A 22,322-nucleotide genomic window follows, 5' to 3' on the forward strand; every position below is an offset into this window, starting at 1 on the left:
AGTTTTTTTATTATTACATTTGAAATGATCTCTATCTCAACGATAATTTTGAAAAAAACATTACTTTTTTTAGCTTTTACATTCTGTATTTTTATTAGTTTTTCTCAAACAAATAAAGAAAAACTTTTAGAAGAAGTTATTAGACTTAGAGATATAGCTAATAATTCTGATTTAGATATAAATACCCGATTTGAGACTGCAAGAAAATCAATTGAATTAGCAAAAAAAACGAAATATGATTCTACTATTCTAGAAAGCAATAGGGCTTTGTCGTATTTATTTATTATTAATGGAGATTTTGATTCTTTATATGGAATTAATAAAATTAATTTAAAACTTGCTTCAAAACTAAAAGACACATTAAAACAAGCTTATGCATATCATAATATTGCATTTTATTTTGATAGGTCTAATAAATTTGATAGCGCATATTTTTATTATTATAAAGCAAGAACAAATTATAGGTTAAATAAAGTAAATACTTATAATGAAGCTGGTATATTACTTAACATGGCTAATATACAGGAAACTGAAAGAGATTATATTGGAAGTGAAATTAATGCTATTAATGGTATAAAAATCATTAGCCAATTACCTCAAACAGATCAAAATCTAGACTCTCAATGGTCATTGCATAATTTAGTAGGCGTTGTATCTAGTCAAATTAATCGTTTTGATAAAGCTATTGAGTATCATAATAAAGCGCTAAGTTATGCGGAGAAAATAAAAAACAAAGAATACGAATATTTAAAATGGTACTCTAAAATTAATATATCTATTCTTTATAGAAGAAAAAGAGAATATGCTAAATCTTTAGAGATTTTAGAATCCTTAATAAAAACCTATGATTTAGAAAGAGAAGATCCGTCATCATATGTCTCGGCAATTTCAAATATCGCTTATAATAAATTCTTAAACGGCTCTACAAATTTTTTAGAAATTGAAAATGATTTTAAAAAATCTTTAGAAATAGCTAAAATGGAAGAAGATGATGTAGAGGTATTGAGTGTAAATCTTTTTTTAGCTGAGTTTTATTTAAAACAGAACAAAAAACAAATAGCTAAAAGTTATGTAGATGATGGGCTTAAATTAGCAAAAATTTTAAACGCAAATAATGATTTTTTAAAAGCATTAGTTTTAAAATCTAAAATTGAAGAAGGTGACCAATCTAAAAAATATTTATATGAACATATAAAACTTAATGATAGTTTAGTATTGGCAGAACGTTCTATAAGAAACAAATTCGCAAGAATTGAATTAGAAACAGACGAAATAATCCAAGAAAACGAGCAAATATCTAGACAGCGTTTATGGCTAATTATAACATCCATTGGATTATTAGGAATTTTGTTTTTCTTGTATATTATTAAATCTCAAAGAGAAAAAAATAAAGAATTACAATTAGAGCGTCAACAACAAGAAGCTAATGAGGAAATTTATAATTTAATGCTTTCTCAACAAGATAAAATTGATGAGGCTAGAAGCTTTGAAAAAAACAGAATATCAAAAGATATCCACGATGGTATTTTAGGAAAACTATTTGGCGTAAGGTTAAGTTTGGATGGACTTAATTTAAGTACTACACCAGAAGCAACACAAAAACGTAGTAATTACATTAACGAGCTTAAAAACATAGAAGAAGAAATTAGAAAAGTCTCTCATGAATTAAATTCTGATTTTATAGAAAAATCAGGCTATCTGGATATTATTAAAACCTTGGTAGATACTCAGATGAATGCCTATAGTATTAACTATACATTAACCACAGAAGATGGTATTAATTGGGATGCTTTAAATAATAAAATAAAAATACATGTGTATCGCATTTTACAAGAAACTATGCAGAATGCATATAAGCATGCAAAAGCGACGATTGTCGATATTTCATTTAAATTAGATAAAAATCAATTAACTTTATCTGTGTCAGATAATGGAGAAGGTTTTGATTTACAAAAGGCAAAAAAAGGAATTGGTTTAAAAAATATAGATTCTAGAATTAAAGAAATTGATGGAGAATTAATAATCGAAACCCAAAAAGATAAAGGAACCAAAATAATAATTAATGTCCCAGCATTAAATAATTAACCTATGGAAAATACAATTTTAAGAATTTTAATGGTTGATGATCATCCTATGATAATAGAGGGTTATCAGCATACATTATTTGCTGCAAAAAAAGAAAATCAAACACTAGAAATAGATATTGCTACAGATTGCGATTCTGCTTTAGCCGCAATAAATAAGTCTAAAAATGTTGGTAAACCTTATGATATATATTTTTTTGATATTAGTATTCCAGAATCTAAAGATGGGATTTATAAATCAGGAGAAGATTTAGCAAAGTATATCAAGCAAACACAACCTAAAGCTAAAGTTGTTATTTTAACAATGTTTAATGAAGTGTATAGGATACACAGTATAATAAGAAGTATAAACCCAGAAGGGTTTTTAATAAAAAGTGACTTAACGTCAAGTGAGTTGGCTAGTGCTTTTGAAGCCATTCAAAATAAACCACCATTTTACACTGGAACTATTAATACTATAATTAAACGTAGTATTTTTAATCCAATTGAAGTAGACGAAATAAACCATAAAATGCTCCACTTTTTATCTTTAGGAGTACGTACAAAAGATCTTGAAGTACATTTAGGGATTACGTTAAGTGCTATTGAAAAACGCAAAAAAAACCTTAAAGAATTGTTTGAAGTTGAAGATGGTAAAGATCAAACTTTAATAAGAATAGCTAAGGAAAAAGGGTATATCTAGGTAAAAATGTTAAATTTTAATTTATTTCACCTTTTAAAAAAGCTTCAAACTACTTTCTATTATTAAAACTTGCGGTTTTAACCACAGCGCACTTGGGGTTTTTACCACAATAGTAAAGTATTATATTATCTATATTTGTTATATAACTTAAATACAAGTTTATTATTCCCTTCAAACTTCTGTTTGGTTAATAGCATTTACATTTACACACTATAAAGCAACATCATCTGATGTTGCTTTATGCTTTTAAAGACATTTCGTTAATTTAATTTTTTTTGAACTGAAAAATTAGTTTAAACTAAATATTTAGTTATATTTGTTTAATTCAACTAAAAACTTAGTTATAAAAATGAAGCATCTTACAAAAGCAGAAGAGGATATTATGCAAGTACTTTGGCAATTAGAAAAAGCCAATGTAAAACAAATAATAGAAGAATTTCCTGAACCAAAACCAGCATATAATACAGTATCTACAATTGTAAGAATTTTAGAGTCTAAAGGATTTGTAGACTATGAAAAGCAAGGTAAAGGTCATATATACTACCCAATTTTAAAAAAGCAAGACTATAGTAACCAATCGATAAATAAATTGGTAGATAACTATTTTCAGGGATCATTTAAAAGTATGGTATCCTTTTTTGTCAAAAAAAATGACATTAGTTTAAACGATCTGGAGTCGGTTTTAAAAGATATTAATAAAAAAGAAAATTAATGTTACAAATTATCCTACAAACCATAATTTTTCAGCTTCTATTTTTAGTAGTGTATGATCTGTTTTTAAAAAAAGAAACTTTTTTTAACTATAATAGACTGTATTTATTAATAACATCAGTATTGTCTTTTATAATTCCGTTTATAAAAATTGATAGTTTTAATAAAGTAGTCTCAAATAATTTTAGCGTTAGTTTGCCAGAAGTATTTATTGGTGATTTTAATCAAAAAATTATAGAATCAAACGGACTTAACGATGCTCCAAATACGATAGCAACAATATTTTCAATCTCTAGTTTGTGTATTTTAGTTTCAACTTTTGCACTTTTATTTTTTATATATAAACTATATAAAATAGTTAAGCTAATTTATAAAAATGAAAAAACTAAAGCTGATGCTATTACTATAGTACATTTAAAAAACACTAATTCTGCCTTTTCATTTTTCAACTTTATCTTTTTAGGAAACACATTAACTCAAACAGAAAAAAACAGCATTATTGCTCATGAGCGTATTCATGTACAACAAAAACATACATTAGATTTATTATGGTTTGAAGTGTTAAAAATTATTTTTTGGTTTAATCCTTTGGTCTATTTATATCAAAACAGAATAAGTCTCCTTCACGAATTTATTGCAGATCAAAATGCAGTAAAGACTAACAAATCTGAATATTATAAACAATTATTACAGCAAGTTTTTAATGTTAAAAACTGCTCTTTTATCAATCCATTTTTTAAACAATCATTAATCAAAAAACGAATTATTATGTTACAAAAATCAAGCTCAAAACAAGTAAACTTAATTAAATATTTATTGATTATTCCAATGGTATTTGGGATGTTGGTATTTGCATCTTGTGTAGATTCAAATTCAAAACAAACTAATGTTTCAGAAAATAAACAGTCAGTGGATATTCCATTTCTTTTAAGTCAAGTTAAAGAGCAAATTGCATTTCAAGGTAATATTTCAGACAAAGAAGATGAAGCCATTAATTTATTACTAAAGGTTGTTAAAGGAAAAGAGTTTGATCCTAAATTAGTCGAAGAAGTACATCAATTAATTGGTAGAAAAGATAAGTCTGATTTAGAAGCAAAGCTATCAAATGTCTTTGATGCAATACAAATTAAAGGAGATATTAGTAATAAAGATGAAGATGCAATTAAAGATTTGCTACTTGTAACAACAGAAAATAGTTTTAACGATCCTTATTTTGCTGATGCATTAAAACGTGTCGAAATTCCTTTTGGAGTTGTAGAAAAAACACCAATTTTTCCTGGTTGTGATAAAACCACAGAAGAAGAAAATAAAAAATGTTTTGCCGAAAAAATAACAAAACATGCTACAAAAAATTTCAATGCTAAAATTGCAGACAGTTTGGCTCTTAAAAAAGGTTTAGTAAGACTAATAGCAAATTTTAAAATAGATGCAGATGGAAACATCGCAGTTTTAAAAGTAAAAGCACCTCATAAAGACTTAGAGCAAGAAGTAAAACGTGTATTAAACCTATTACCAAAGATGACTCCTGGAATGCAAGAAGGTAAAAAAGTAGGTGTTAATTATACATTGCCAATTAATTTTAAAATCAATTAAAACAGTAATTAATTACAGTTAAATAAGACCAAAGCCTAGTTTTGGTCTTATTTATTGCATTTTATCTTAAAAAATAATACTTCATCTATAAAACTTACATTTTAAAAAGGTTTTATAACTTTGTATGAAAATAGCTATATCTTTAGCTTATAAAATATTATTATGAAAAGATTTTTACCATTAGTTTTTGTGTTTTTCTGTTTTACTAGTTATGTAAATGCGCAAATAGAAAAAGATTGCAAACAGACTTGTATCGTAGATAAAGTAGTGTATGAAACTGCTTTTTTAGGAGTTAGATTTGGTAGTCCTTGTGATAAAGAAAGCAAAACAGATAAAGGTGTAATTATTTTAAAAGTAATAGAAGGTACTGCAGCTGCAGATAATAGTTTACAACCTTATGATCTAGTCTTATCTATTGATGACTTAGAAGTTAATAGACGTGGTGATGCCATGAAAGCTATAAAATCTTACAACCCTTTTGATACTGTATTATTAACCATTAGTAGAGAAGGAAAAACAATACGTAAAACAATTACTTTAGGTGCTAAAACCTCTAAAATTGTTCAGGAGGAAGTATGTTGTGATGAGGCAATATCATCATTATCTAAAGACAACATAAGCCTTTACCCAAACCCAGCAGTTAGTAGGTTAAACGTAGCTTTTAAAGAAGTTGTCCAAGGGGAATATAGTTTTGCTATCTACATGACCAATGGAGTATTGGTAAAAGAATACAAAAAGCTTTTTGTAAAAGGAGATTTAAACGAAGAAATTAATGTAGATAAGATTGAAGATGGTGTGTATGTTTTAAAAATAACAAAAGACAACGCTACATATTCTAATCTTTTTGTCGTTAAAAGAAATTAATAAAATACAAGTTTCTATCCTCTAAAAAAGTTGTATTTTTCGGCTATATTAGTTAATTATGAAACAAATAGCTGTTTTTATACTCTTTATGTTTTTGGTGTCTTGCCAATATATTAATGTAAAAAAAACAACCTCTGAAGCTATTTATGAAGAAGAGTTAAAAACTTTTAACTGGAATCAAGTTGACAATTATCCAAGTTTTTCTGTTTGTGATAAAGCACAAACCAAAACAGATAAAAAACAATGTTTTGAAACCACTTTAGCTAATCATATTTCTAACAGATTACAAGAGGAAACCATAATCGTTAATCAAGATATTAATGATACTATTATGTTGTCTTTTTTAATTTCAGAACAAGGAATACTTCAAATTAACTCAATAGAAATAGATAGCCTAACAACACAAGAAATACCAAATTTAGAAGGGTTAATTATAGAAAGCTTAAACACCTTACCAGAAATATTTCCAGCAATAAAACGTGGTCAACAGGTAAAAACAGAATTTAAATTACCTATTGTATTGCAGGTGAATTAGTTGAGGTTTCTAACGATGTCGTCAATTCTAGTGAAATCCTTTATAAAGAATTTTGTGTCCAGAACTAAAACCTAATAGCAAACTTTTTCATCAGTCTAACAATTTCTACATATAACCAAACTATGGTTACTAAAAGACCCCAAGTTGCCATCCACTCTTTATATTTAGGTGCTCTATTTTTTTGTCTTTCGATGTAATCAAAATCTAATAATAAAGATAAAGCAGCAAAAATGGCAGCAAAAACATTAAATCCAATTGCTAGCCAAGAGGTGCCCCAAATAAAGGATTTAATACCAAAAAAACTTAAAATCCAAGATATAATATAAACCACAAAAATGCTAGTACAAACAGTAATTATAATGCTTTTTACTTTTTTGGTAACTACAATTAACCTGGTTTGGTATAAAAACAAAACCACAAAAAAAGTAACAAGTGTCACACCAATTGCTTGATACGGTAAATTAGGGAATCTAGCTTGTGCATATGCAGTAAGTCCACCTAGGAAAAAACCTTTGGCTACAGCATATAATGGCACTAAAACATGAGCCCAATGTTGCCTTACAGACAACACAATACTTATTACAATAGCAGCAAGCATACCACCAGAAGCAAACCACTTAATATTGGTTCCGTTGGCATATAATTTCCAGATTGCAACTACAATACTTGTAATTACAAGCAGGCAGAATAATGTTTTTAGTAAAATTCCGGTAACCGTCATTTTTTTATATGATCCTTTACGATCATTCCAAAAATAATTTGAAAATGCTGGATTGGAAGTTTTATTAAATCTCATTTTATAAATTAAATTTATAGCCTAAAGCAACGTCAACTGGAAAGTTGTCTTTTGTTTCCTGAAAAAGCGCAAATAACGAGTCGTAAACAAAAGTAATATAACCATTACCAACTTTAATATCTGCTCCAAGTCCAAATATAAACGGAACATCAAAAGCAGAATTACTTAAATCTTCAATAAAAAATGTACCTGGATTGCTTGAGTCTTCATAAGTAAAAGAAGATTTTGAAGCTATAAAAGTCGCAAATTTTGTTTGTCCATAAACATTAAATTTTGAAGTATTGATAAATCGGTAACGATAACCTAAGGCAACCTAAGTTGAAGAATATTTAAAATCATCTGTTTCTCCTGTTGTTTTTAAATTTAAAAACCCAGCATGATTAGAAATTGGATTGTCTTGAAACAATTCTAATTCTGCACCAAAAGACAATGTTTTTTCATTATCTGTATTTGTTAAAAACGGATGGTTTGTAATTCCTCCAAAGATACCAACTCTTGTTTTTAACTTTGGTTTACTACTATCATATGCGTAATTAGAGTTTTTTGAAGCATTGTATTTATTTAAAAATTGTTTTAAACTATATAGTGTTAATTTGGTTTTAGAGGCATCCAAACCTGTTAAATCACTTAAAATTGTTTGGTAAGCATTGTCGTAAGTATTACCATTTTTAGTGTTGACTAATTCTGTAATGGTATCGTCTTCGGTTTTAATAAAGTATCTAAACTGATTATTAAAAGTGTTCCAAAGTAAATCTAAAGTACCATCAACTTCAGATTTAAGTTCTAAAGTTTCATTATTTACTGTGTAGGTGTTTTGCGCAAAACTATAACTAGAAATAGTTAATGCTAAAAGTAAAATAAGTTTTTTCATAACGATGTAGATTGGTTTACTGCAATGTAAAAATTTTTTAGCAATTATTACTATTTTTTAAAGTGTCTGCCTTTCCATTTATAGCTTGTAAACATGGAAATAAAAGCGATATAAACGCTAAAAAAAGGATATAATAAACCACACCATAAGTAATGTTTTAAAACAGATTCTTTGCTAAAAAACTGACTGGTTTTATATAGTAATAAAAAGTCAATTGCTATTTTAATAAAAAATAAATAAGCAAAAACTTTAAATTTTAGTAATCCCAAAAAGGTTAAAACTAGACCAATTATACTAATAGCATTTGCTATTAAAACTAGCAAACCAACAGCTTTTGCAAAGCTATTAGTGTAATAACTAGTTTTACTTGCCCAACGTACACGTTGTGCTATTAATTTAGAGACTGTTGGTTCTGGATTTGTGCTTACTATTGCATGTGTACATTTTAAATAATGTACTTCCTTTGGATTTTGTTTAATGGCTTTTTCCAGTAAAAAAATATCATCACCACTGGCTATATTAGTGTTGCCTTCAAAACCATTAACGCTTATAAAAAAGTCTTTTTTATAAGCCATATTTGCACCATTACTTAAAAATGGTTTGTTAATTCCAAAACCTCCTATTGTGGCTCCAATTAAGCTTAAAAAATCAAGCGTTTGAAAAGCGTTTAAAAACCCATTAGTATTGTTGTAACTAACAGGTCCAGCAATTAATGTTGCGTTGTTTTTTTGAATAAAATTATCATAACCATCTAACCAATATTTTGGTAGCACACAATCTGCGTCTGTGGTAATAATCCAATCGGATTTTGCATGCAAAATTGCTGTAGAAATGGCATCTTTTTTTGGTGAATTAGTAACCCGAATATTATTTATGAGTTTTGAATCATTAGGAAACGAAGTAAGAAACCTCATTATTTGTTCAACCGAATCATCATCAGACTCGTCATCCACAAAAATGATTTCAAAGAGTGCTTTTGGGTAATTTAATTTTAAAACAGAATCTAATAATTCTGGTAAGTTTTTGGCTTCATTCCTAAACGGAATAACAACCGTAAACTTAGTTTTTGGAGATACATCTTCTAGTCTAAAAATTTTGACTTTATCAAAACCAAAAACAAAGCGACCTATTAAAAACAGATACAGTAACGTGATGATTATATAAGTAATAGTCATTAATTCTCTGTTTTAGGTAAATTAAAATTTAGTACATAATAGCTTCCAAATATACTAGGTATTGCAAAGTTGAGTAGCCACATTAATAACACACAGCATAAAACGGATAGTTCTGCAACACTAGCTAATCCAAATAAGTAAATAGCAATACTTCCTTTTATTACCACATCAAAAATTGAAATGGTAGGTACAATTGACGCTAATAAGTACATAGTGGTTATAATAATCATAGCTTCAAAATAATCCAATTCAACACCAAATAAAGTCAGAATAAAATAAAATTGAAACGAAAAAAACGCATATCTCAGTAATGATAAAAGTAAACCAAAAATCAAATAATTTGCACCTAAATTTGAAACAAAATCACGTATTTTTTCAATTGAAAATCCTTTTATTTTGTACTTACTTTGCCTAATGCCAAATAGGGTTAATGACGTAATAACAAACATAATAATCAATCCTCTGGATACTCTTAAATAGTCAATAGTTAGATCATAATTATTATAAAAAAGAACAAAGCCAATACAACCTAAAATTACAGTAATACTCATTTGCATCATATTACTAATTAGATTTAATAATAAGATGCGTTTTCTGTTGGTTTTGGAGTAATAGATGGCTTTTGCACCATATTCTCCAATTCTATTTGGTGTAAATAAAGAAGCGGTTAAAGCACCTAAACTTTGTTCTGTAGCTTCTAAAAAAGAAAGGTCTTTGATTTTGGACACTAAAAAACGCCATTTTATGATTTCAAAAAACCAGTTAAAAAAGCTTAAAAACAGTAAAAAAATGATGTTTTTGGTTGAAAACAGCTTGTTTTCTTTCAAAAAACTTAAAAAATGATCAAAATCTAAACTATCATTTTTTAGTAGTTTTTGATAAATAAAATAAAATGCACCAACAACTATACTTAATTTAATAAGTACAAAAAAGAATTGTTTAGTTTTGTAAGGCAAGCTGCTGTGCATAATAGTTGCGTTAATTTAGCGTTTGCAAAATAAACTAAATATTATACAATGTTAACGACTATCAAACACTATTGCATTATAATTATTGCTATTTTTTGCGTGTCTACATCAAGCGCGCAAATAGAAACTAGTAAATGGAAAGCCTTATTTTCTGTAGGTTTTAATAGTCCATCTCAAGATGGGTTAGTTAACCCTTTTATTGTAAAAGGGACTAATTTTCCAACTATTAATTTAGGAGTTCAGCATATGTTTACACCTCAATTAGGCGCTAAATTAGATTTTGGATATAATCGTTTTGCAAACGAGGATGATACGCCAGAATTTAAAACCAATTATACACGTATTAATGCACAGTTTGTGTACGATGCTACAAAAGATTTTACTTTTTTACCTTTTGGAACAGGGTTAGTATTTCATGTTGGACCAGGTTATTCTATGATTAAGCCTTTAGGAGATTATGGAGACAATAAAACAGCGTTTTTAAATGCAATGGGAGGACTTGAGTTTCATTATGGATTAAGTCAAACGGTTTCTGTGTTTGTAGATGGATCATACACTTTAAGCTTTGCAGATACTTTTGATCCAATATCAGAAGGTTATGGATCGTTTAACGGAAACATGTTAACCGTAACTGTTGGTTTAGCAGTGTCTTTAAGTGGTTGTTATACTTGTAATTAAATGAGTAAAGAGCAAATTATATTAGGTATTGATCCAGGAACAACCATTATGGGTTTTGGCCTAATAAAAGTGGTCAATAAAAAAATGACGTTTTTACAGTTAAACGAATTAGACTTAAAAAAATACGACGATCATTACCTAAAATTAAAACTAATTTTTGAACGTACTATAGAGTTAATCGATACACATCATCCAGACGAGATTGCTATTGAAGCTCCTTTTTTTGGAAAAAACGTACAAAGTATGCTTAAGTTAGGTCGTGCACAAGGTGTTGCTATGGCAGCAGGATTAAGCAGAGAAGTACCAATTACAGAGTATGCTCCTAAAAAAATTAAAATGGCAATTACTGGAAATGGTAATGCTAGTAAAGAGCAAGTTGCCAAAATGTTGCAAAGTATGTTAGGTTTAAAAACAATTCCTAAAAACTTAGATTCTATGGATGGTTTAGCTGCTGCAGTCTGCCACTTTTATAATCAAGGTCGTGTGCAAATTGGTAAAAGTTATACTGGTTGGTCTGCTTTTGTAAAACAGAATGAGAAACGTGTTAAGAAGTGATTTTGTGTTTCCTGTGTAAGCAGGATATATTTTTATAATCTATAATATGTATGAGAAAAAATTAAATGTCAGGCATCTACATCCACATACCATTTTGCAAGCAAGCATGTCATTACTGCGACTTTCATTTTTCAACTTCAATGAAAAAGAAAGATCAACTCATTTTTGCTTTAGCAAAAGAGTTGGAGTTGCGTAAAGATGAGTTTAAAAACACTACAGTAGAAACCATTTATTTTGGTGGTGGTACACCAAGTGTATTGACTGTGGACCAATTGCAGTTTTTAATTGATGCTGTGTATTACAATTATAAAGTATCAGAAAATCCGGAAATTACGCTAGAAGCTAATCCTGATGATTTGTCTAGTAATCTAATCATTCAATTGTCTAAAAGTCCAGTTAACAGATTATCGATAGGTATCCAATCGTTTTTTGAAAAAGATTTAAAACTCATGAATCGTGCGCATAACGCACAAGAAGCTAAAGCATGTTTAGAGTTAGCCACCCAACATTTTGATAATATTAGTTTGGACTTAATTTATGGCATCCCAAATAGCACAAACGCAGAGTGGTTAAAAAACATTCAGACTGCACTTAGTTTTGGTATCAATCATATTTCAAGCTATGCTTTAACGGTCGAACCCAAAACAGCTCTTGCAAGTTTTATAGACAAAGGATTAATGGACAATGTGGATGACGACTTAGCACATGAGCAATTTCATATATTAATAGAACAGTTAGAGCAAGCAGGTTTTGATCATTACGAATTATCAAATTTTGGTAAAAAAGGCTATTACAGTAAAAATAATTCAGCCTATTGGTTAGGAAAACCCTATTTAGGTATTGGACCTTCTGCACATAGTTTTAATGGAGAACAACGAGGTTGGAATGTTAAAAACAATTATATTTATATTAAAAAAATTGAAACTGGAGAGTTGCCAATAGAGATAGAGATACTTACTAAAATAGATAAATATAACGAATACGTAATGACAGGATTACGAACTATTTGGGGAGTTTCACTTAAAAAAATTGAAACCCAATTTGGAAAATCATTTTTGGAATACTTGTTGCAACAAGCTAATCAATATATAAATAAACAAATGTTGTATATTGAGGATAACAATTTAAAGACAACCAAAAAAGGCAAATTTTTAAGCGATGGTATTGCTTCTGATTTGTTTAAAATTATCTAAACGTGATTTCTACAATAACCATAAACACCAAAAAATACACTGTAAACTTTGCACAACCCTTAGATATTTCTATGCCAATTCGTGCATCAAAAGCCAATGCAAATGCATGGTATATTGATGAACCTAAAATTGAAGCAGTACAATTAGGAGAGTGGACAGCAAGTGTTAAACAAGGTGCTTCGGTTAATTTTAATAATATCCAATTTAATCCACATGCTCATGGTACACATACAGAGTGTGTTGGCCATATTACAGAACAGTTTTATAGTATAAATAAGTGTTTAAAGCAGTTTTTTTATTTAGCTGAAGTCATAACAGTAGCACCAGAATTAAATGGGGAAGATGAGATAATATCCAAAGCTCAATTACAATTTTTATTAAAACAACGTAAACCACAAGCCTTAGTTATTAGGACAATGCCTAATACTAAAGAGAAAAAATCTAGACAATATTCCAATACTAATTGGCCATATTTAACAGAGGAAGCTGCAATTTTTATTAGAAAAATAGGTGTACAACATTTATTAATAGATCTACCAAGTGTGGATAAAGAAAAAGATGACGGAAAGTTATTAGCGCATAAAGCCTTTTGGAATGTAGATGGTGAAATTAGAAAAGAAGCCACAATAACAGAGTTTGTATATGTACCAAATAAAATAGTAGATGGCAAGTACCTTTTAAATTTGCAAATTGCACCTTTTGAAAACGATGCAACACCAAGTAAACCCATATTATATAAAATAGAATAGTAGATGGAAACATTTTTTACACTTATAATTGGAGGTATTTTAGCATTAGGGATTTATACCTATTACAATTACTTTCAATCCAAAAGAAAAGTCTCAGCACAATCTGTAATCCTTTTAGACAAAATTAAAAAAGTCTGTAAGTTTATTACTGTAGAAGGCGATTTTGCAGAGATATACCATTACGAAGACGTTAAAGAACGATTTTTAAAATTAGTGTCAAGTAAAAAAAAGGCATTGGTGATTATTAATGCAAAAGCTTATGTTGGATATGATTTTAATAAAATTGAATTAAAAGCAAATCAGAAAAAGAAAACGGTAACTATTAATCATTTTCCGCAACCAGAAATACTATCTATAGAGTCTAATATTAATTATTACGATAAAAAAGATGGATACTTTAATAAGTTTGAAGCAACAGATTTAACAGCCTTAAGTGAAGAAGCAAAACAACATATTAGAGACAAAGTTCCAGAAAGTGGATTGTACAATGTTGCCAGAAAAGAAGCACTAGAATCTTTACTGTTAGTAGAAAATATTGTGGAGACCATCGGTTGGAAATTAGATTATTCGGCTTTAAAAATTTCAGCTTCTGAAGCTAAAAAACTCGAATAAAATGTGATTTTAATCGAATAAACGTGTATTTAATCTGATTTTAATTTATTTAACCTTATATTTATTTAACCCTATTTATGTTTTAATACCTTGTTGTTAAGTAAATTACAGACTATGAATAAATTTTTACAATACATTAACGATACATTAGTTAGTTTAGATATACCTCCAATTATTAATCTTGAGGATAAACGCACTTATAAAAGATTAAATAAGCAAACTAACAAAACAAATACATCTCCAGAAAAATAATCTTATCTTGTTCTAGTTATGAATATAGAACAAATAAGAGACTACTGTTTAAGTAAACCCAAAGTTACCGAAGACTTCCCATTTGATGCAAATACACTAGTTTTTAAAGTCCTAGGTAAGATGTTTGCTTTAACCTCTCTTCCAAAATGGGAAAACGGTTTAGCATCCATAAACCTAAAATGTGATCCAGATTATGCTTTAGAGTTACGCGCACAATACGCAAGTATTGAAGCAGGTTGGCACATGAGTAAAAAACACTGGAATACAATTAATATTTATAAAGCAGAATTGAAACCTCAATTTTTATTTAAGCTTATAGACCACTCTTATGACATGGTTATCAGTGGGATGACTAAAAAAATGCAACAAAAATTAGAGATGTAAAATAATTAATCGACACTTTACTGCATCCTATCGACACTAAATTTCCATATAAAGAAAAATAAAAAAATCAAGAGGATATCATATTAATTTTGACCCAGAATTAATTTATTATATCCATTAAAATGATTTTATTAAACAAAAATAACCTCTCTAAAATATTAAAATTTAATTGTTTTTTTTCAAAAAAGGAAGAGCAAGAAAAAAAGCAAGAGCAAGAAAAACAAATACTAGATAACAAGCTTAAGCATGCAGTTAATTTGTATCATAATTTAAAACAACTAGAATTTATTTCTTGTTTTGAAATGCATTTAGATAAAAAAAAGGAGAGTAGTTATTCTTTAAGTTTTTTGCAGGAATTAGAAAGTATAAAACATTATGCGCAACTAAATACAATGCAATCAATACAATATTGGAAAAGTTAACATAAGGTATTTACCGTTCGTCGACACTTAAACGTTATTCGTCTACACTAAAATAGCTCTAAACGAATTTAATAAATCAAACAACCCTTTTAAAATAACTTTACGACATGCAAAATAAATTTTCCTTATAATGGTAAAAAAACTTAAAATACTTCTTATAGAAGATGATATGATTGAAATCATGAAATTGAACAGAACAATTTCTACTTTAAAATTAGATCATAAAATAATAGAAGCCAATAATGGTGAAGAAGCACTAAAAATTTTAGAAGAAAAAGACAGTTTACCTAATATAATTTTATTAGATTTAAACATGCCAAAAATTAATGGTATCGAGTTTTTAAATATTTTAAAAAACGACGAAATTTTAAAGTACATTCCAACAATAATTTTAACAACATCAAATAATCAAAAGGATTTACTAGAATGTTATAAAACTGGTGTGGCAGGATATGTAATAAAACCATTAAAATATGAAGAATACGTTTCTAAAATTGAAAAACTATTGGCATATTGGAGTATTAACGAATTAATTAAAGTATAAAAAAATAATATGAAAGGTATAGTGTTTACAGAGTTTTTAGATCTTGTTGAAGACAAATTTGGTCTAGATATGGTTGATAAAATAATTAACGCTTCTAGTTTAGAGTCTGAAGGTGTATATACATCTGTTGGAACTTATAAGTTTTCAGAAATGTTACAACTTTTACAACACTTAAGCTCTAATACAGGTATATCTATTGATGATTTACTACTAGTTTATGCAGAACACTTTTTTAGTGTTTTGGAGGATAGCTACCCAGGACTTTTAGCGACTTATAAAGATCCTATAGAAATGTTAGCTTCTATAGAAGATCATATTCATATTGAGGTTAGAAAAATTTATCCTGATGCAGAATTACCAACTTTTGAGATTGTCGAGAAAACTAATAATTCATTAATAATGATTTATAAGTCTAGTAGAGCGATGCATCATTTTGGTTTAGGATTAATGAACAAAACTTTTGAGCATTTTAATTCCTCTGCAACAATTCAATTAGAAAAAATTAAAGAAGACGGAACAGAAGTAAGATTTATTGTTAATAAAAATTAATGAGTCAAGAGCAACTTGAAATATTACAGCGTGCTCTTAAAAGAGAAAAGGCAGCAAGAAAAGCTGCTGAAAAAATTCTTGAAGATAAATCAAGAGTTTTATACGAAACTTCAGAAAAATTAAAGGAGTCTAACGCACAACTAGAGCGACATTTAGACGAAAAATCTTCACAATTACAAGGTGTATTTGAAAATATTGTAGATGCTTACGTTGTTATGGATTTACAAGGAAATGTTATTAAATTTAATAATGCAGCGGAAGATCTTTTTGGTTATGATATAGAAAAAGAAGAGCTTAACGTTTTAGATTTAATATATAAAGAAGACTATAGTTATGCTATGCAGTCTTTTATGGATTTAAGCCAGCAAGGATTTTTTAAAGATTATGAAGCCAGAGTTTATACCAAAAATAAAGGTGTAAGATGGGTACACATAAATGCTAGTGTAATTTATGACCAAGAAACTCCAATTGCAGCTCAAGGAATTGTAAGAGATATTACAGATCAAAAAGCTTCCGACGAAAAATTAATAGAATCTGAAAACAGACTAGCATCATTAGTTGTTAATCTAGATAGTGGAATTGTTTTAGAAGATGAAAATAGAAATATAGTACTAACAAATAATAAGTTTTGCCAGCTTTTTAATATTGATGCAAAACCATCAGAACTGGTTGGAATGGACTGTAAAGCAGCATCACAACAAAACAAAGTGTTATTTAAAGATCCAGAGTCTTTTATACAAAGAATGGAAGACATAGATAAAAATAAAAAAGCAGTTGTTGGAGATGAGTTAGAAATGCTAGATGGAAAGATTCTTGAACGTAGTTATATGCCAATTAAAACTGGAGATCAATTTAATGGGTATTTATGGACCTTTACAGATGTTACCCTTAAAAGAACCTATCGTAAAAGTCTAGAAGAACAAAAACAAAAATATTATAGCATAATTGCTAATATGAATTTAGGTGTTGTTGAAGTCAATAATAACAACGAAATTTTGATGGTAAACCAGAGTTTTGAAGAAATATCTGGATATAAAGAAAATGAAATAAAAGGAAAGAAAAGTATTGACGTGTTTCCTGTAAAAGATAATGAAGAAATAGTTAATGAAGAAATCCAAAAACGTCTAAAAGGTCAATCTAATTCTTATGAGCTTGAAGTAAAAAATAAAGCTGGAGAGATTAGATATTGGTTAATTAGTGGAGCACCAAATTATGACTTAGATGGAGTAGTAATTGGATCAATTGGGATTCATCTTGATATTACAGAACTAAAAAATTTAGAAATTCAAAAAGAAAAGCTTTTAGAAAAACTAGGAAAAAGTAATGACGAGCTTCAAGAGTATGCACACATTGTATCACACGATTTAAAATCACCTTTACGTAGTATCTATGCGTTAGTAAGTTGGCTTAAAGAAGATAATAAAGGAAAGTTAGATAATATTAGTCTACAAAACATTTCACTAATTGAAACAACATTAGAAAAAATGGAACAACTAATAACAGATGTTTTAAATTATTCAAGTGTAGGATCAGATAATACAACTAAAACAGATGTAGATTTAAATAGTGTGGTAAGCGAGCTTATAACAATGTTGTACGTTCCAGATCATATAGAAATTAAAGCATTAAATGTATTACCAAATATTAAAGGAGATAAAACAAAACTGCAACAGCTATTTCAAAACTTAATAAGTAATGCAATTAAGTTTATTGATAAAGACAAAGGAAGTATAATAATTGATGTAGACGATTTTAAAAGCCATTATAAGTTTTCAATCCAAGATAATGGTATTGGAATTGATAAAAAATTCCATGATAAAATATTTAAAATCTTCCATGCTTTAAAGAAAAATAAAGATTCTACTGGAATTGGACTCTCTATTGTTAAAAAAATTGTCGATTTACATGAAGGTGAAATATGGTTGGATAGTGAGCCTAATATAGGAACTACTTTCTATTTTACATTAAAAAAATAATAATGAAAACAGTCCAGATAAAAAAAAGAAAAAATCAAGATTGGGAATATTTGTCTCCTAAAATAGACTTAAAAAAACCATTAGTTTTAGTTTTAGGTAACAGATATATGCTTGAAGACGATTTAATATACGCTCAAGTTAAAGGATTGTTTCCAGATGGTCATATCGTTTTTGGATCTACAAGTGGAGATATTACTGCAGAAGTAGTAGATGATGAAAGCATTACAATAACAGCAATAGAATTTGAAAAAAGTACGTTTCAAATAAAAACAAGTAACGTTTTAAACGCAGATTTAGATAGTTTTAAAACAGGAAAAGACTTAGTCGGAGAGTTTTCAACAGAAAATTTAAAACACATTTTTGTAATCTCAGAAGGTAGTTTTATTAACGGAAGTCAGCTTACAAAAGGTATGAATGCTGCAACACAAAATAATACACTAATTACAGGTGGACTATGTGGTGATGCTGCACGATTTGAAAAAACAGTAGCAGCTTATAACGAAAACCCAAAACCTGGCGAAATTGTAGCAATAGGATTTTATGGAGATACTTTTGAAGCCTCATTTTCAATACATGGTGGATGGACACCTTTTGGACCAGAACGTATAGTTACAAAATCTAAATCTAATATCTTGTTTGAACTAGACAATAAGCCAGCACTAGATTTATATAAAAAATATTTAGGAGAAAAATCTAAAGAACTTCCTGGAGCTGCTTTATTATATCCTTTAAATGTAAAATCTGAAGATGAAGAGCAGTCATTTGTACGTACTATTTTAAATATAAATGAAGACGATAATGCTATGATTTTGGCTGGAGATATTCCAGAAAACTCTAGAGTACAATTAATGATGACAAATGTAGATAATATTGCAAATGCGTCTGAACGTGCAGCAAGACAAGCATTAGAATTAAGAAAAAACAAACCACAGTTAGCATTATTGGTTAGTTGTATTGGTAGAAAATTAGTACTAGATCAACGTGTGGAAGAAGAAATAGAAGAAGTAGTTGATGTCATAGGTAAGGACACCACAATTTGCGGTTTTTATTCTTACGGAGAAATTGCTCCTTTTCATGGCGAAACAAACTGTCAATTACATAATCAGACTATGACTATAACGCTAATAAGCGAATAATGAACTCATTACTAAAACGTCAAATACGCAAATATTTATCTAAAGATCTAGCAGAAAGCGATGATATTAAAAAGTTTTTAGAGGCTGTAAATAGTTCTTACATTACATTTGATAATCAATTTGCAATGCAACAACGTGCTATGACAATTAGTTCTGAAGAGCTGTTTGAGGCAAATCAACAACTAACCCAAGAAGCAAAAGCACAACAAGACGTTATTGATAAATTAAAACGTGTATTAGACACTCTTAAGTTTTATAATTTACCAGATAATAAAACTACAGAAAACATAGAACTTGATGGCTTAAAATTAGTCGATTTTATTGACAATCAAACCAAAGAGATAGTACAAATAAACAAGCAAAGAGAAACCTTATTATCAGAGTTAGCACATCAAAATCAAGAGCTTAGCGATTATGCGCACATGGTATCTCACGATTTAAAATCGCCTTTACGTAGTATAGATACTTTAACTGCTTGGTTAAAAGAAGATTACGAAGCATTGTTTGATGATAATGGACAAAAGACATTAAACCTTATTAGAAATAATGTAGAAAAAATGGATACTTTGATTAATGGTATTCTAGAGTATTCTACAATTGGAAAAAACCAAATAGAAATTTATGATGTAGATATAAACAAGTTAATAATAGATATAGAAAAAATACTTCAAATACCTAAACATATAACTTTAAAAACGCTTAATTTACCTACAATAAAAGGCGATAAATATAGGTTACAACAATTGTTTCAAAACCTTATTGGAAATGCTATTATTTATAATGATAAGGCACTTGGAATTATAGAGGTTGGAGTAGAAGATAAAGATCAACATTGGCAATTCTATATTAAAGATAATGGAAAGGGTATTGAAAAAGCTTATTTTGATAAAATATTTAAGACCTTTGAAAAATTAGAAAACAATCCAGAGTCTTCTGGAATTGGATTATCTATAGTAAAAAAAATTGTCGATTTATATGGTGGAAAAATATGGCTTGAGTCTCAAGTTGATATTGGAACCACTTTTTATTTCACACTAAAAAAAGCCCCAAATGGAACAGCCAAATCAGACCTACATTAACAGCTTGTCTGGAGGTGATCAAGCCTTCAAGCAAAAACTAATCGACGTAATTAAAAAAGAGTTTCCAGAAGAGAAACAAATTTATTTTGATAACTATAATGCTAAAAATTATAAGTTAGCAGCAGATAATGTACATAAACTTAAACATAAAATTAGTATTTTAGGCCTCGAAAAAGGTTATAATGTTGCTGTTAGTTATGAAGAAAGTTTATTAGAAGGTAATTCTAATTTTAAAGAAGATTTTGAAACTATTTTAGAAAACATTACAGCTTATCTAGAGACACTATAAATATTATTTATGAATTGTATTATTATTGATGACGAAGCAACCGCTAGAATGATTATAACTCAGTTATGCTCAAACGTACCTAGTCTTAATGTTTTAGAAGAATTTCCTAATGCAATGCAAGCTATTAAATATTTAAATCAGAATGAAATTGATTTAATTTTCTTGGATATTCATATGCCAGATTTTACAGGTTTTGATTTTATAGAAACCCTTAAAAATCCACCAAAAATAATTCTGACTACTTCAGATCCAAACTTTGCAATTCAAGCTTTTGAGTATGATTGTATAGTAGATTATCTTGTAAAACCAATAACACAAGAACGTTTTCAAAAAGCAATTGATAAAGCTAAAGCAAAGCAAGTAGTATCTAATAAAACAGTTTCAAATGCTGAAAAAGTTGAAGTAAGTTCTGGAAACGATTTATATGTTAATATTGACAGACGCTTAATTAAAATAGATATTCCAAGTATTTATTTAGTAGAAGCAAAAGGTGATTATATACAAGTAAAAACAGAAGATAAAAATTACACAGTACATTCTACTTTAAAGAAAATTGAAGATAAATTACCAGACAGTTTATTTTTAAAAGTACACAGGTCTTATGTTATCAACATCAAAAAAATTATTGATATTGAAGATAATAGTGTGTTAATTAAAAAGGATGTTATACCAGTAAGTCGCTCTAAAAGACCAGAATTAATGAAACGGTTAAATTTGCTGTAAACCATTGGTCTATAGTTAATTGCATCTAGACTAGCTAAGCTAGGGTTTTGTCGAAAAATAATAAAACACTAACACATTTAAAATAATTTTGCCAACGCAATTCTCCCTTAGAATTGTAGATTGGTAGTATGGATAGAGGCAAAAGAGAAATCTTTTGCCTTTTTTTTATTTAAAAAAGTTCGGTAAAAGGATATTAAAAGTATTTATCTACACTTTTTTACCATTGGTCTACACTTAAAATTAGGTTAATCGAAAAACAGAAAACCTAACTGCCTTTCAATATAATTTTGTCATGAAATTAATCAAACCATCATGAAAAAAATAGTAATTATTACAGCAGTCTTATTAAACACTTTTTTAATGTCTTGTTCAATACAAGAAGAAGACGTAACAATTTCTGAAGCGTATAAAACTGAAAACATTATCGTGTTTTATACTCAATTAGATTATGAAATTGCAGAGCTTATAAACGCCTATAGAATATCTCAAGGTCTAAATACCTTAAACATATTAAATGAAGCAACAAAAGAAGCCATAACACACAACCAATACATGGTTAGTCAAGGCACTCCAAGTCATGATTATTTTTTTGTACGCTCTCAAAATTTAAAAACAACTGTTAATGCTTTAAATGTATCAGAAAACGTAGCCTATGGATATACTAGTGCTCAATCTGTTGTTAATGCTTGGCTAAATAGTGAGAGTCATAAACAAAATATTGATAACCCAAGTTTTACGGACTTCGGGATTTCTTCAGAGCAAGATCAAGACGGTAAGCACTATTATACAAACATTTTTGTAAAGCGATAATGGCTTATCTATAGATAATTACCATTCATCTACACTTAAATATTGACTAATCGAAAAAGTAAAATTAAAGCAGATATTCACACTAATTTTGA

General features: G+C 28.4%; 26 protein-coding genes. 22 read left to right on the top strand and 4 right to left on the bottom strand.

Translation table 11 applies throughout. The features are described 5' to 3' along the window. Nucleotides 1-48 precede the first annotated feature (48 nt). From SJY17_RS06035 to SJY17_RS06060, 6 genes are all read left to right on the top strand, one after another. Nucleotides 49-2,085, top strand: a complete 2,037-nt coding sequence (locus SJY17_RS06035; RefSeq protein ID WP_397364595.1) for an ATP-binding protein — start codon at nucleotides 49-51, stop codon at nucleotides 2,083-2,085. Between the two features lie 3 nt (nucleotides 2,086-2,088). Continuing rightward, on the top strand, nucleotides 2,089-2,766 hold the full coding sequence (locus tag SJY17_RS06040; protein ID WP_397364596.1) for a response regulator: 678 nt from the start codon (nucleotides 2,089-2,091) through the stop codon (nucleotides 2,764-2,766). A gap of 349 nt (nucleotides 2,767-3,115) precedes the next feature. Continuing rightward, complete coding sequence (locus tag SJY17_RS06045) at nucleotides 3,116-3,478, top strand: BlaI/MecI/CopY family transcriptional regulator (RefSeq protein WP_397364597.1); 363 nt, start codon at nucleotides 3,116-3,118, stop codon at nucleotides 3,476-3,478. Further along, nucleotides 3,478-5,070 (top strand): M56 family metallopeptidase, encoded by a 1,593-nt coding sequence (locus SJY17_RS06050; protein ID WP_397364599.1) that lies wholly within the window; start codon nucleotides 3,478-3,480, stop codon nucleotides 5,068-5,070. Before SJY17_RS06045 ends, SJY17_RS06050 begins: the two co-directional genes overlap by 1 nt. A gap of 162 nt (nucleotides 5,071-5,232) precedes the next feature. Continuing rightward, nucleotides 5,233-5,934, top strand: coding sequence for a PDZ domain-containing protein (locus SJY17_RS06055; protein WP_397364600.1), 702 nt, complete (start codon nucleotides 5,233-5,235; stop codon nucleotides 5,932-5,934). A 58-nt stretch (nucleotides 5,935-5,992) separates the two neighbouring features. Then, nucleotides 5,993-6,469, top strand: a complete 477-nt coding sequence (locus tag SJY17_RS06060) for a hypothetical protein (RefSeq protein WP_397364601.1) — start codon at nucleotides 5,993-5,995, stop codon at nucleotides 6,467-6,469. A 64-nt stretch (nucleotides 6,470-6,533) separates the two neighbouring features. Here SJY17_RS06060 and SJY17_RS06065 read toward each other — a convergent pair whose 3' ends face one another. The 4 genes from SJY17_RS06065 to SJY17_RS06080 form a co-directional block, all read right to left on the bottom strand. Beyond that, nucleotides 6,534-7,265: a Bax inhibitor-1/YccA family protein gene (locus tag SJY17_RS06065; RefSeq protein WP_397364602.1), complete on the bottom strand. Its 732-nt coding sequence runs from the start codon at nucleotides 7,263-7,265 to the stop codon at nucleotides 6,534-6,536. Between the two features lie 313 nt (nucleotides 7,266-7,578). Beyond that, the gene (locus SJY17_RS06070) at nucleotides 7,579-8,136 is read right to left on the bottom strand and encodes a hypothetical protein (RefSeq protein ID WP_397364603.1); all 558 of its coding nucleotides are present in this window, start codon (nucleotides 8,134-8,136) and stop codon (nucleotides 7,579-7,581) included. A 50-nt stretch (nucleotides 8,137-8,186) separates the two neighbouring features. Next, entirely contained in the window at nucleotides 8,187-9,311 is a 1,125-nt protein-coding gene (locus tag SJY17_RS06075; RefSeq protein WP_397364604.1) for a glycosyltransferase, read from the bottom strand. Then, a complete protein-coding gene (locus SJY17_RS06080; protein ID WP_397364605.1) occupies nucleotides 9,311-10,279 on the bottom strand; it encodes a lysylphosphatidylglycerol synthase domain-containing protein in 969 nt (322 codons plus the stop codon). Before SJY17_RS06080 ends, SJY17_RS06075 begins: the two co-directional genes overlap by 1 nt. A gap of 48 nt (nucleotides 10,280-10,327) precedes the next feature. Here SJY17_RS06080 and SJY17_RS06085 point away from each other — a divergent pair, with 48 nt between their 5' ends. The 16 genes from SJY17_RS06085 to SJY17_RS06160 all read left to right on the top strand — a co-directional run bounded on the left by SJY17_RS06085 (nucleotide 10,328) and on the right by SJY17_RS06160 (nucleotide 22,230). Further along, the gene (locus SJY17_RS06085; RefSeq protein WP_397364606.1) at nucleotides 10,328-10,957 is read left to right on the top strand and encodes an outer membrane beta-barrel protein; all 630 of its coding nucleotides are present in this window, start codon (nucleotides 10,328-10,330) and stop codon (nucleotides 10,955-10,957) included. Further along, nucleotides 10,958-11,512, top strand: coding sequence for a crossover junction endodeoxyribonuclease RuvC (gene ruvC, locus SJY17_RS06090; RefSeq protein ID WP_397364607.1), 555 nt, complete (start codon nucleotides 10,958-10,960; stop codon nucleotides 11,510-11,512). Between the two features lie 65 nt (nucleotides 11,513-11,577). Beyond that, nucleotides 11,578-12,705, top strand: coding sequence for a radical SAM family heme chaperone HemW (hemW, locus tag SJY17_RS06095; protein ID WP_397364608.1), 1,128 nt, complete (start codon nucleotides 11,578-11,580; stop codon nucleotides 12,703-12,705). Between the two features lie 2 nt (nucleotides 12,706-12,707). Further along, nucleotides 12,708-13,454 carry a cyclase family protein gene (locus tag SJY17_RS06100; protein WP_397364609.1) on the top strand — a complete coding sequence of 249 codons (747 nt, stop codon included), beginning with the start codon at nucleotides 12,708-12,710 and terminating at the stop codon, nucleotides 13,452-13,454. A 3-nt stretch (nucleotides 13,455-13,457) separates the two neighbouring features. Continuing rightward, nucleotides 13,458-14,066 (top strand): DUF4230 domain-containing protein, encoded by a 609-nt coding sequence (locus SJY17_RS06105; protein WP_397364610.1) that lies wholly within the window; start codon nucleotides 13,458-13,460, stop codon nucleotides 14,064-14,066. Between the two features lie 114 nt (nucleotides 14,067-14,180). After that, on the top strand, nucleotides 14,181-14,318 hold the full coding sequence (locus tag SJY17_RS06110; RefSeq protein ID WP_397364611.1) for a hypothetical protein: 138 nt from the start codon (nucleotides 14,181-14,183) through the stop codon (nucleotides 14,316-14,318). Between the two features lie 18 nt (nucleotides 14,319-14,336). Then, nucleotides 14,337-14,702, top strand: a complete 366-nt coding sequence (locus SJY17_RS06115; RefSeq protein WP_397364612.1) for an MmcQ/YjbR family DNA-binding protein — start codon at nucleotides 14,337-14,339, stop codon at nucleotides 14,700-14,702. A 122-nt stretch (nucleotides 14,703-14,824) separates the two neighbouring features. Continuing rightward, nucleotides 14,825-15,124 carry a hypothetical protein gene (locus SJY17_RS06120; RefSeq protein ID WP_397364613.1) on the top strand — a complete coding sequence of 100 codons (300 nt, stop codon included), beginning with the start codon at nucleotides 14,825-14,827 and terminating at the stop codon, nucleotides 15,122-15,124. 130 nt (nucleotides 15,125-15,254) lie between these two features. Next, nucleotides 15,255-15,668 (top strand): response regulator, encoded by a 414-nt coding sequence (locus SJY17_RS06125; RefSeq protein WP_397364614.1) that lies wholly within the window; start codon nucleotides 15,255-15,257, stop codon nucleotides 15,666-15,668. A 9-nt stretch (nucleotides 15,669-15,677) separates the two neighbouring features. Then, nucleotides 15,678-16,217 (top strand): heme NO-binding domain-containing protein, encoded by a 540-nt coding sequence (locus SJY17_RS06130; protein WP_397364615.1) that lies wholly within the window; start codon nucleotides 15,678-15,680, stop codon nucleotides 16,215-16,217. Next, nucleotides 16,217-18,193, top strand: a complete 1,977-nt coding sequence (locus tag SJY17_RS06135; RefSeq protein WP_397364616.1) for a PAS domain S-box protein — start codon at nucleotides 16,217-16,219, stop codon at nucleotides 18,191-18,193. Before SJY17_RS06130 ends, SJY17_RS06135 begins: the two co-directional genes overlap by 1 nt. A 2-nt stretch (nucleotides 18,194-18,195) precedes the next feature. Then, the gene (locus tag SJY17_RS06140) at nucleotides 18,196-19,329 is read left to right on the top strand and encodes an FIST signal transduction protein (protein WP_397364617.1); all 1,134 of its coding nucleotides are present in this window, start codon (nucleotides 18,196-18,198) and stop codon (nucleotides 19,327-19,329) included. Beyond that, nucleotides 19,329-20,408: an ATP-binding protein gene (locus SJY17_RS06145; RefSeq protein ID WP_397364618.1), complete on the top strand. Its 1,080-nt coding sequence runs from the start codon at nucleotides 19,329-19,331 to the stop codon at nucleotides 20,406-20,408. Before SJY17_RS06140 ends, SJY17_RS06145 begins: the two co-directional genes overlap by 1 nt. Continuing rightward, on the top strand, nucleotides 20,380-20,697 hold the full coding sequence (locus tag SJY17_RS06150) for an Hpt domain-containing protein (RefSeq protein ID WP_397364619.1): 318 nt from the start codon (nucleotides 20,380-20,382) through the stop codon (nucleotides 20,695-20,697). The genes SJY17_RS06145 and SJY17_RS06150 overlap by 29 nt, the downstream gene beginning before the upstream one ends. 9 nt (nucleotides 20,698-20,706) lie before the next feature. Further along, on the top strand, nucleotides 20,707-21,420 hold the full coding sequence (locus SJY17_RS06155) for a LytR/AlgR family response regulator transcription factor (RefSeq protein ID WP_397364620.1): 714 nt from the start codon (nucleotides 20,707-20,709) through the stop codon (nucleotides 21,418-21,420). Between the two features lie 312 nt (nucleotides 21,421-21,732). Further along, on the top strand, nucleotides 21,733-22,230 hold the full coding sequence (locus tag SJY17_RS06160; RefSeq protein ID WP_397364621.1) for a CAP domain-containing protein: 498 nt from the start codon (nucleotides 21,733-21,735) through the stop codon (nucleotides 22,228-22,230). Nucleotides 22,231-22,322 lie beyond the last annotated feature (92 nt).

The sequence above is a fragment of the Olleya sp. R77988 genome (assembly GCF_044594215.1).
In the GTDB taxonomy this organism is placed as follows: Bacteria; Bacteroidota; Bacteroidia; order Flavobacteriales; family Flavobacteriaceae; genus Olleya.

Coding starts and splice junctions, on each gene's coding strand:
- SJY17_RS06040 (WP_397364596.1), top strand. CDS start 2,089: ATGGAAAATACAATTTTAAGAATTTTAATGGTTGATGATCATCCTATG.
- SJY17_RS06045 (WP_397364597.1), top strand. CDS start 3,116: ATGAAGCATCTTACAAAAGCAGAAGAGGATATTATGCAAGTACTTTGG.
- SJY17_RS06050 (WP_397364599.1), top strand. CDS start 3,478: ATGTTACAAATTATCCTACAAACCATAATTTTTCAGCTTCTATTTTTA.
- SJY17_RS06055 (WP_397364600.1), top strand. CDS start 5,233: ATGAAAAGATTTTTACCATTAGTTTTTGTGTTTTTCTGTTTTACTAGT.
- SJY17_RS06060 (WP_397364601.1), top strand. CDS start 5,993: ATGAAACAAATAGCTGTTTTTATACTCTTTATGTTTTTGGTGTCTTGC.
- SJY17_RS06065 (WP_397364602.1), bottom strand. CDS start 7,265: ATGAGATTTAATAAAACTTCCAATCCAGCATTTTCAAATTATTTTTGG.
- SJY17_RS06070 (WP_397364603.1), bottom strand. CDS start 8,136: ATGAAAAAACTTATTTTACTTTTAGCATTAACTATTTCTAGTTATAGT.
- SJY17_RS06075 (WP_397364604.1), bottom strand. CDS start 9,311: ATGACTATTACTTATATAATCATCACGTTACTGTATCTGTTTTTAATA.
- SJY17_RS06080 (WP_397364605.1), bottom strand. CDS start 10,279: ATGCACAGCAGCTTGCCTTACAAAACTAAACAATTCTTTTTTGTACTT.
- SJY17_RS06085 (WP_397364606.1), top strand. CDS start 10,328: ATGTTAACGACTATCAAACACTATTGCATTATAATTATTGCTATTTTT.
- ruvC (WP_397364607.1), top strand. CDS start 10,958: ATGAGTAAAGAGCAAATTATATTAGGTATTGATCCAGGAACAACCATT.
- hemW (WP_397364608.1), top strand. CDS start 11,578: ATGTCAGGCATCTACATCCACATACCATTTTGCAAGCAAGCATGTCAT.
- SJY17_RS06105 (WP_397364610.1), top strand. CDS start 13,458: ATGGAAACATTTTTTACACTTATAATTGGAGGTATTTTAGCATTAGGG.
- SJY17_RS06110 (WP_397364611.1), top strand. CDS start 14,181: ATGAATAAATTTTTACAATACATTAACGATACATTAGTTAGTTTAGAT.
- SJY17_RS06115 (WP_397364612.1), top strand. CDS start 14,337: ATGAATATAGAACAAATAAGAGACTACTGTTTAAGTAAACCCAAAGTT.
- SJY17_RS06120 (WP_397364613.1), top strand. CDS start 14,825: ATGATTTTATTAAACAAAAATAACCTCTCTAAAATATTAAAATTTAAT.
- SJY17_RS06125 (WP_397364614.1), top strand. CDS start 15,255: ATGGTAAAAAAACTTAAAATACTTCTTATAGAAGATGATATGATTGAA.
- SJY17_RS06130 (WP_397364615.1), top strand. CDS start 15,678: ATGAAAGGTATAGTGTTTACAGAGTTTTTAGATCTTGTTGAAGACAAA.
- SJY17_RS06135 (WP_397364616.1), top strand. CDS start 16,217: ATGAGTCAAGAGCAACTTGAAATATTACAGCGTGCTCTTAAAAGAGAA.
- SJY17_RS06140 (WP_397364617.1), top strand. CDS start 18,196: ATGAAAACAGTCCAGATAAAAAAAAGAAAAAATCAAGATTGGGAATAT.
- SJY17_RS06145 (WP_397364618.1), top strand. CDS start 19,329: ATGAACTCATTACTAAAACGTCAAATACGCAAATATTTATCTAAAGAT.
- SJY17_RS06150 (WP_397364619.1), top strand. CDS start 20,380: ATGGAACAGCCAAATCAGACCTACATTAACAGCTTGTCTGGAGGTGAT.
- SJY17_RS06155 (WP_397364620.1), top strand. CDS start 20,707: ATGAATTGTATTATTATTGATGACGAAGCAACCGCTAGAATGATTATA.
- SJY17_RS06160 (WP_397364621.1), top strand. CDS start 21,733: ATGAAAAAAATAGTAATTATTACAGCAGTCTTATTAAACACTTTTTTA.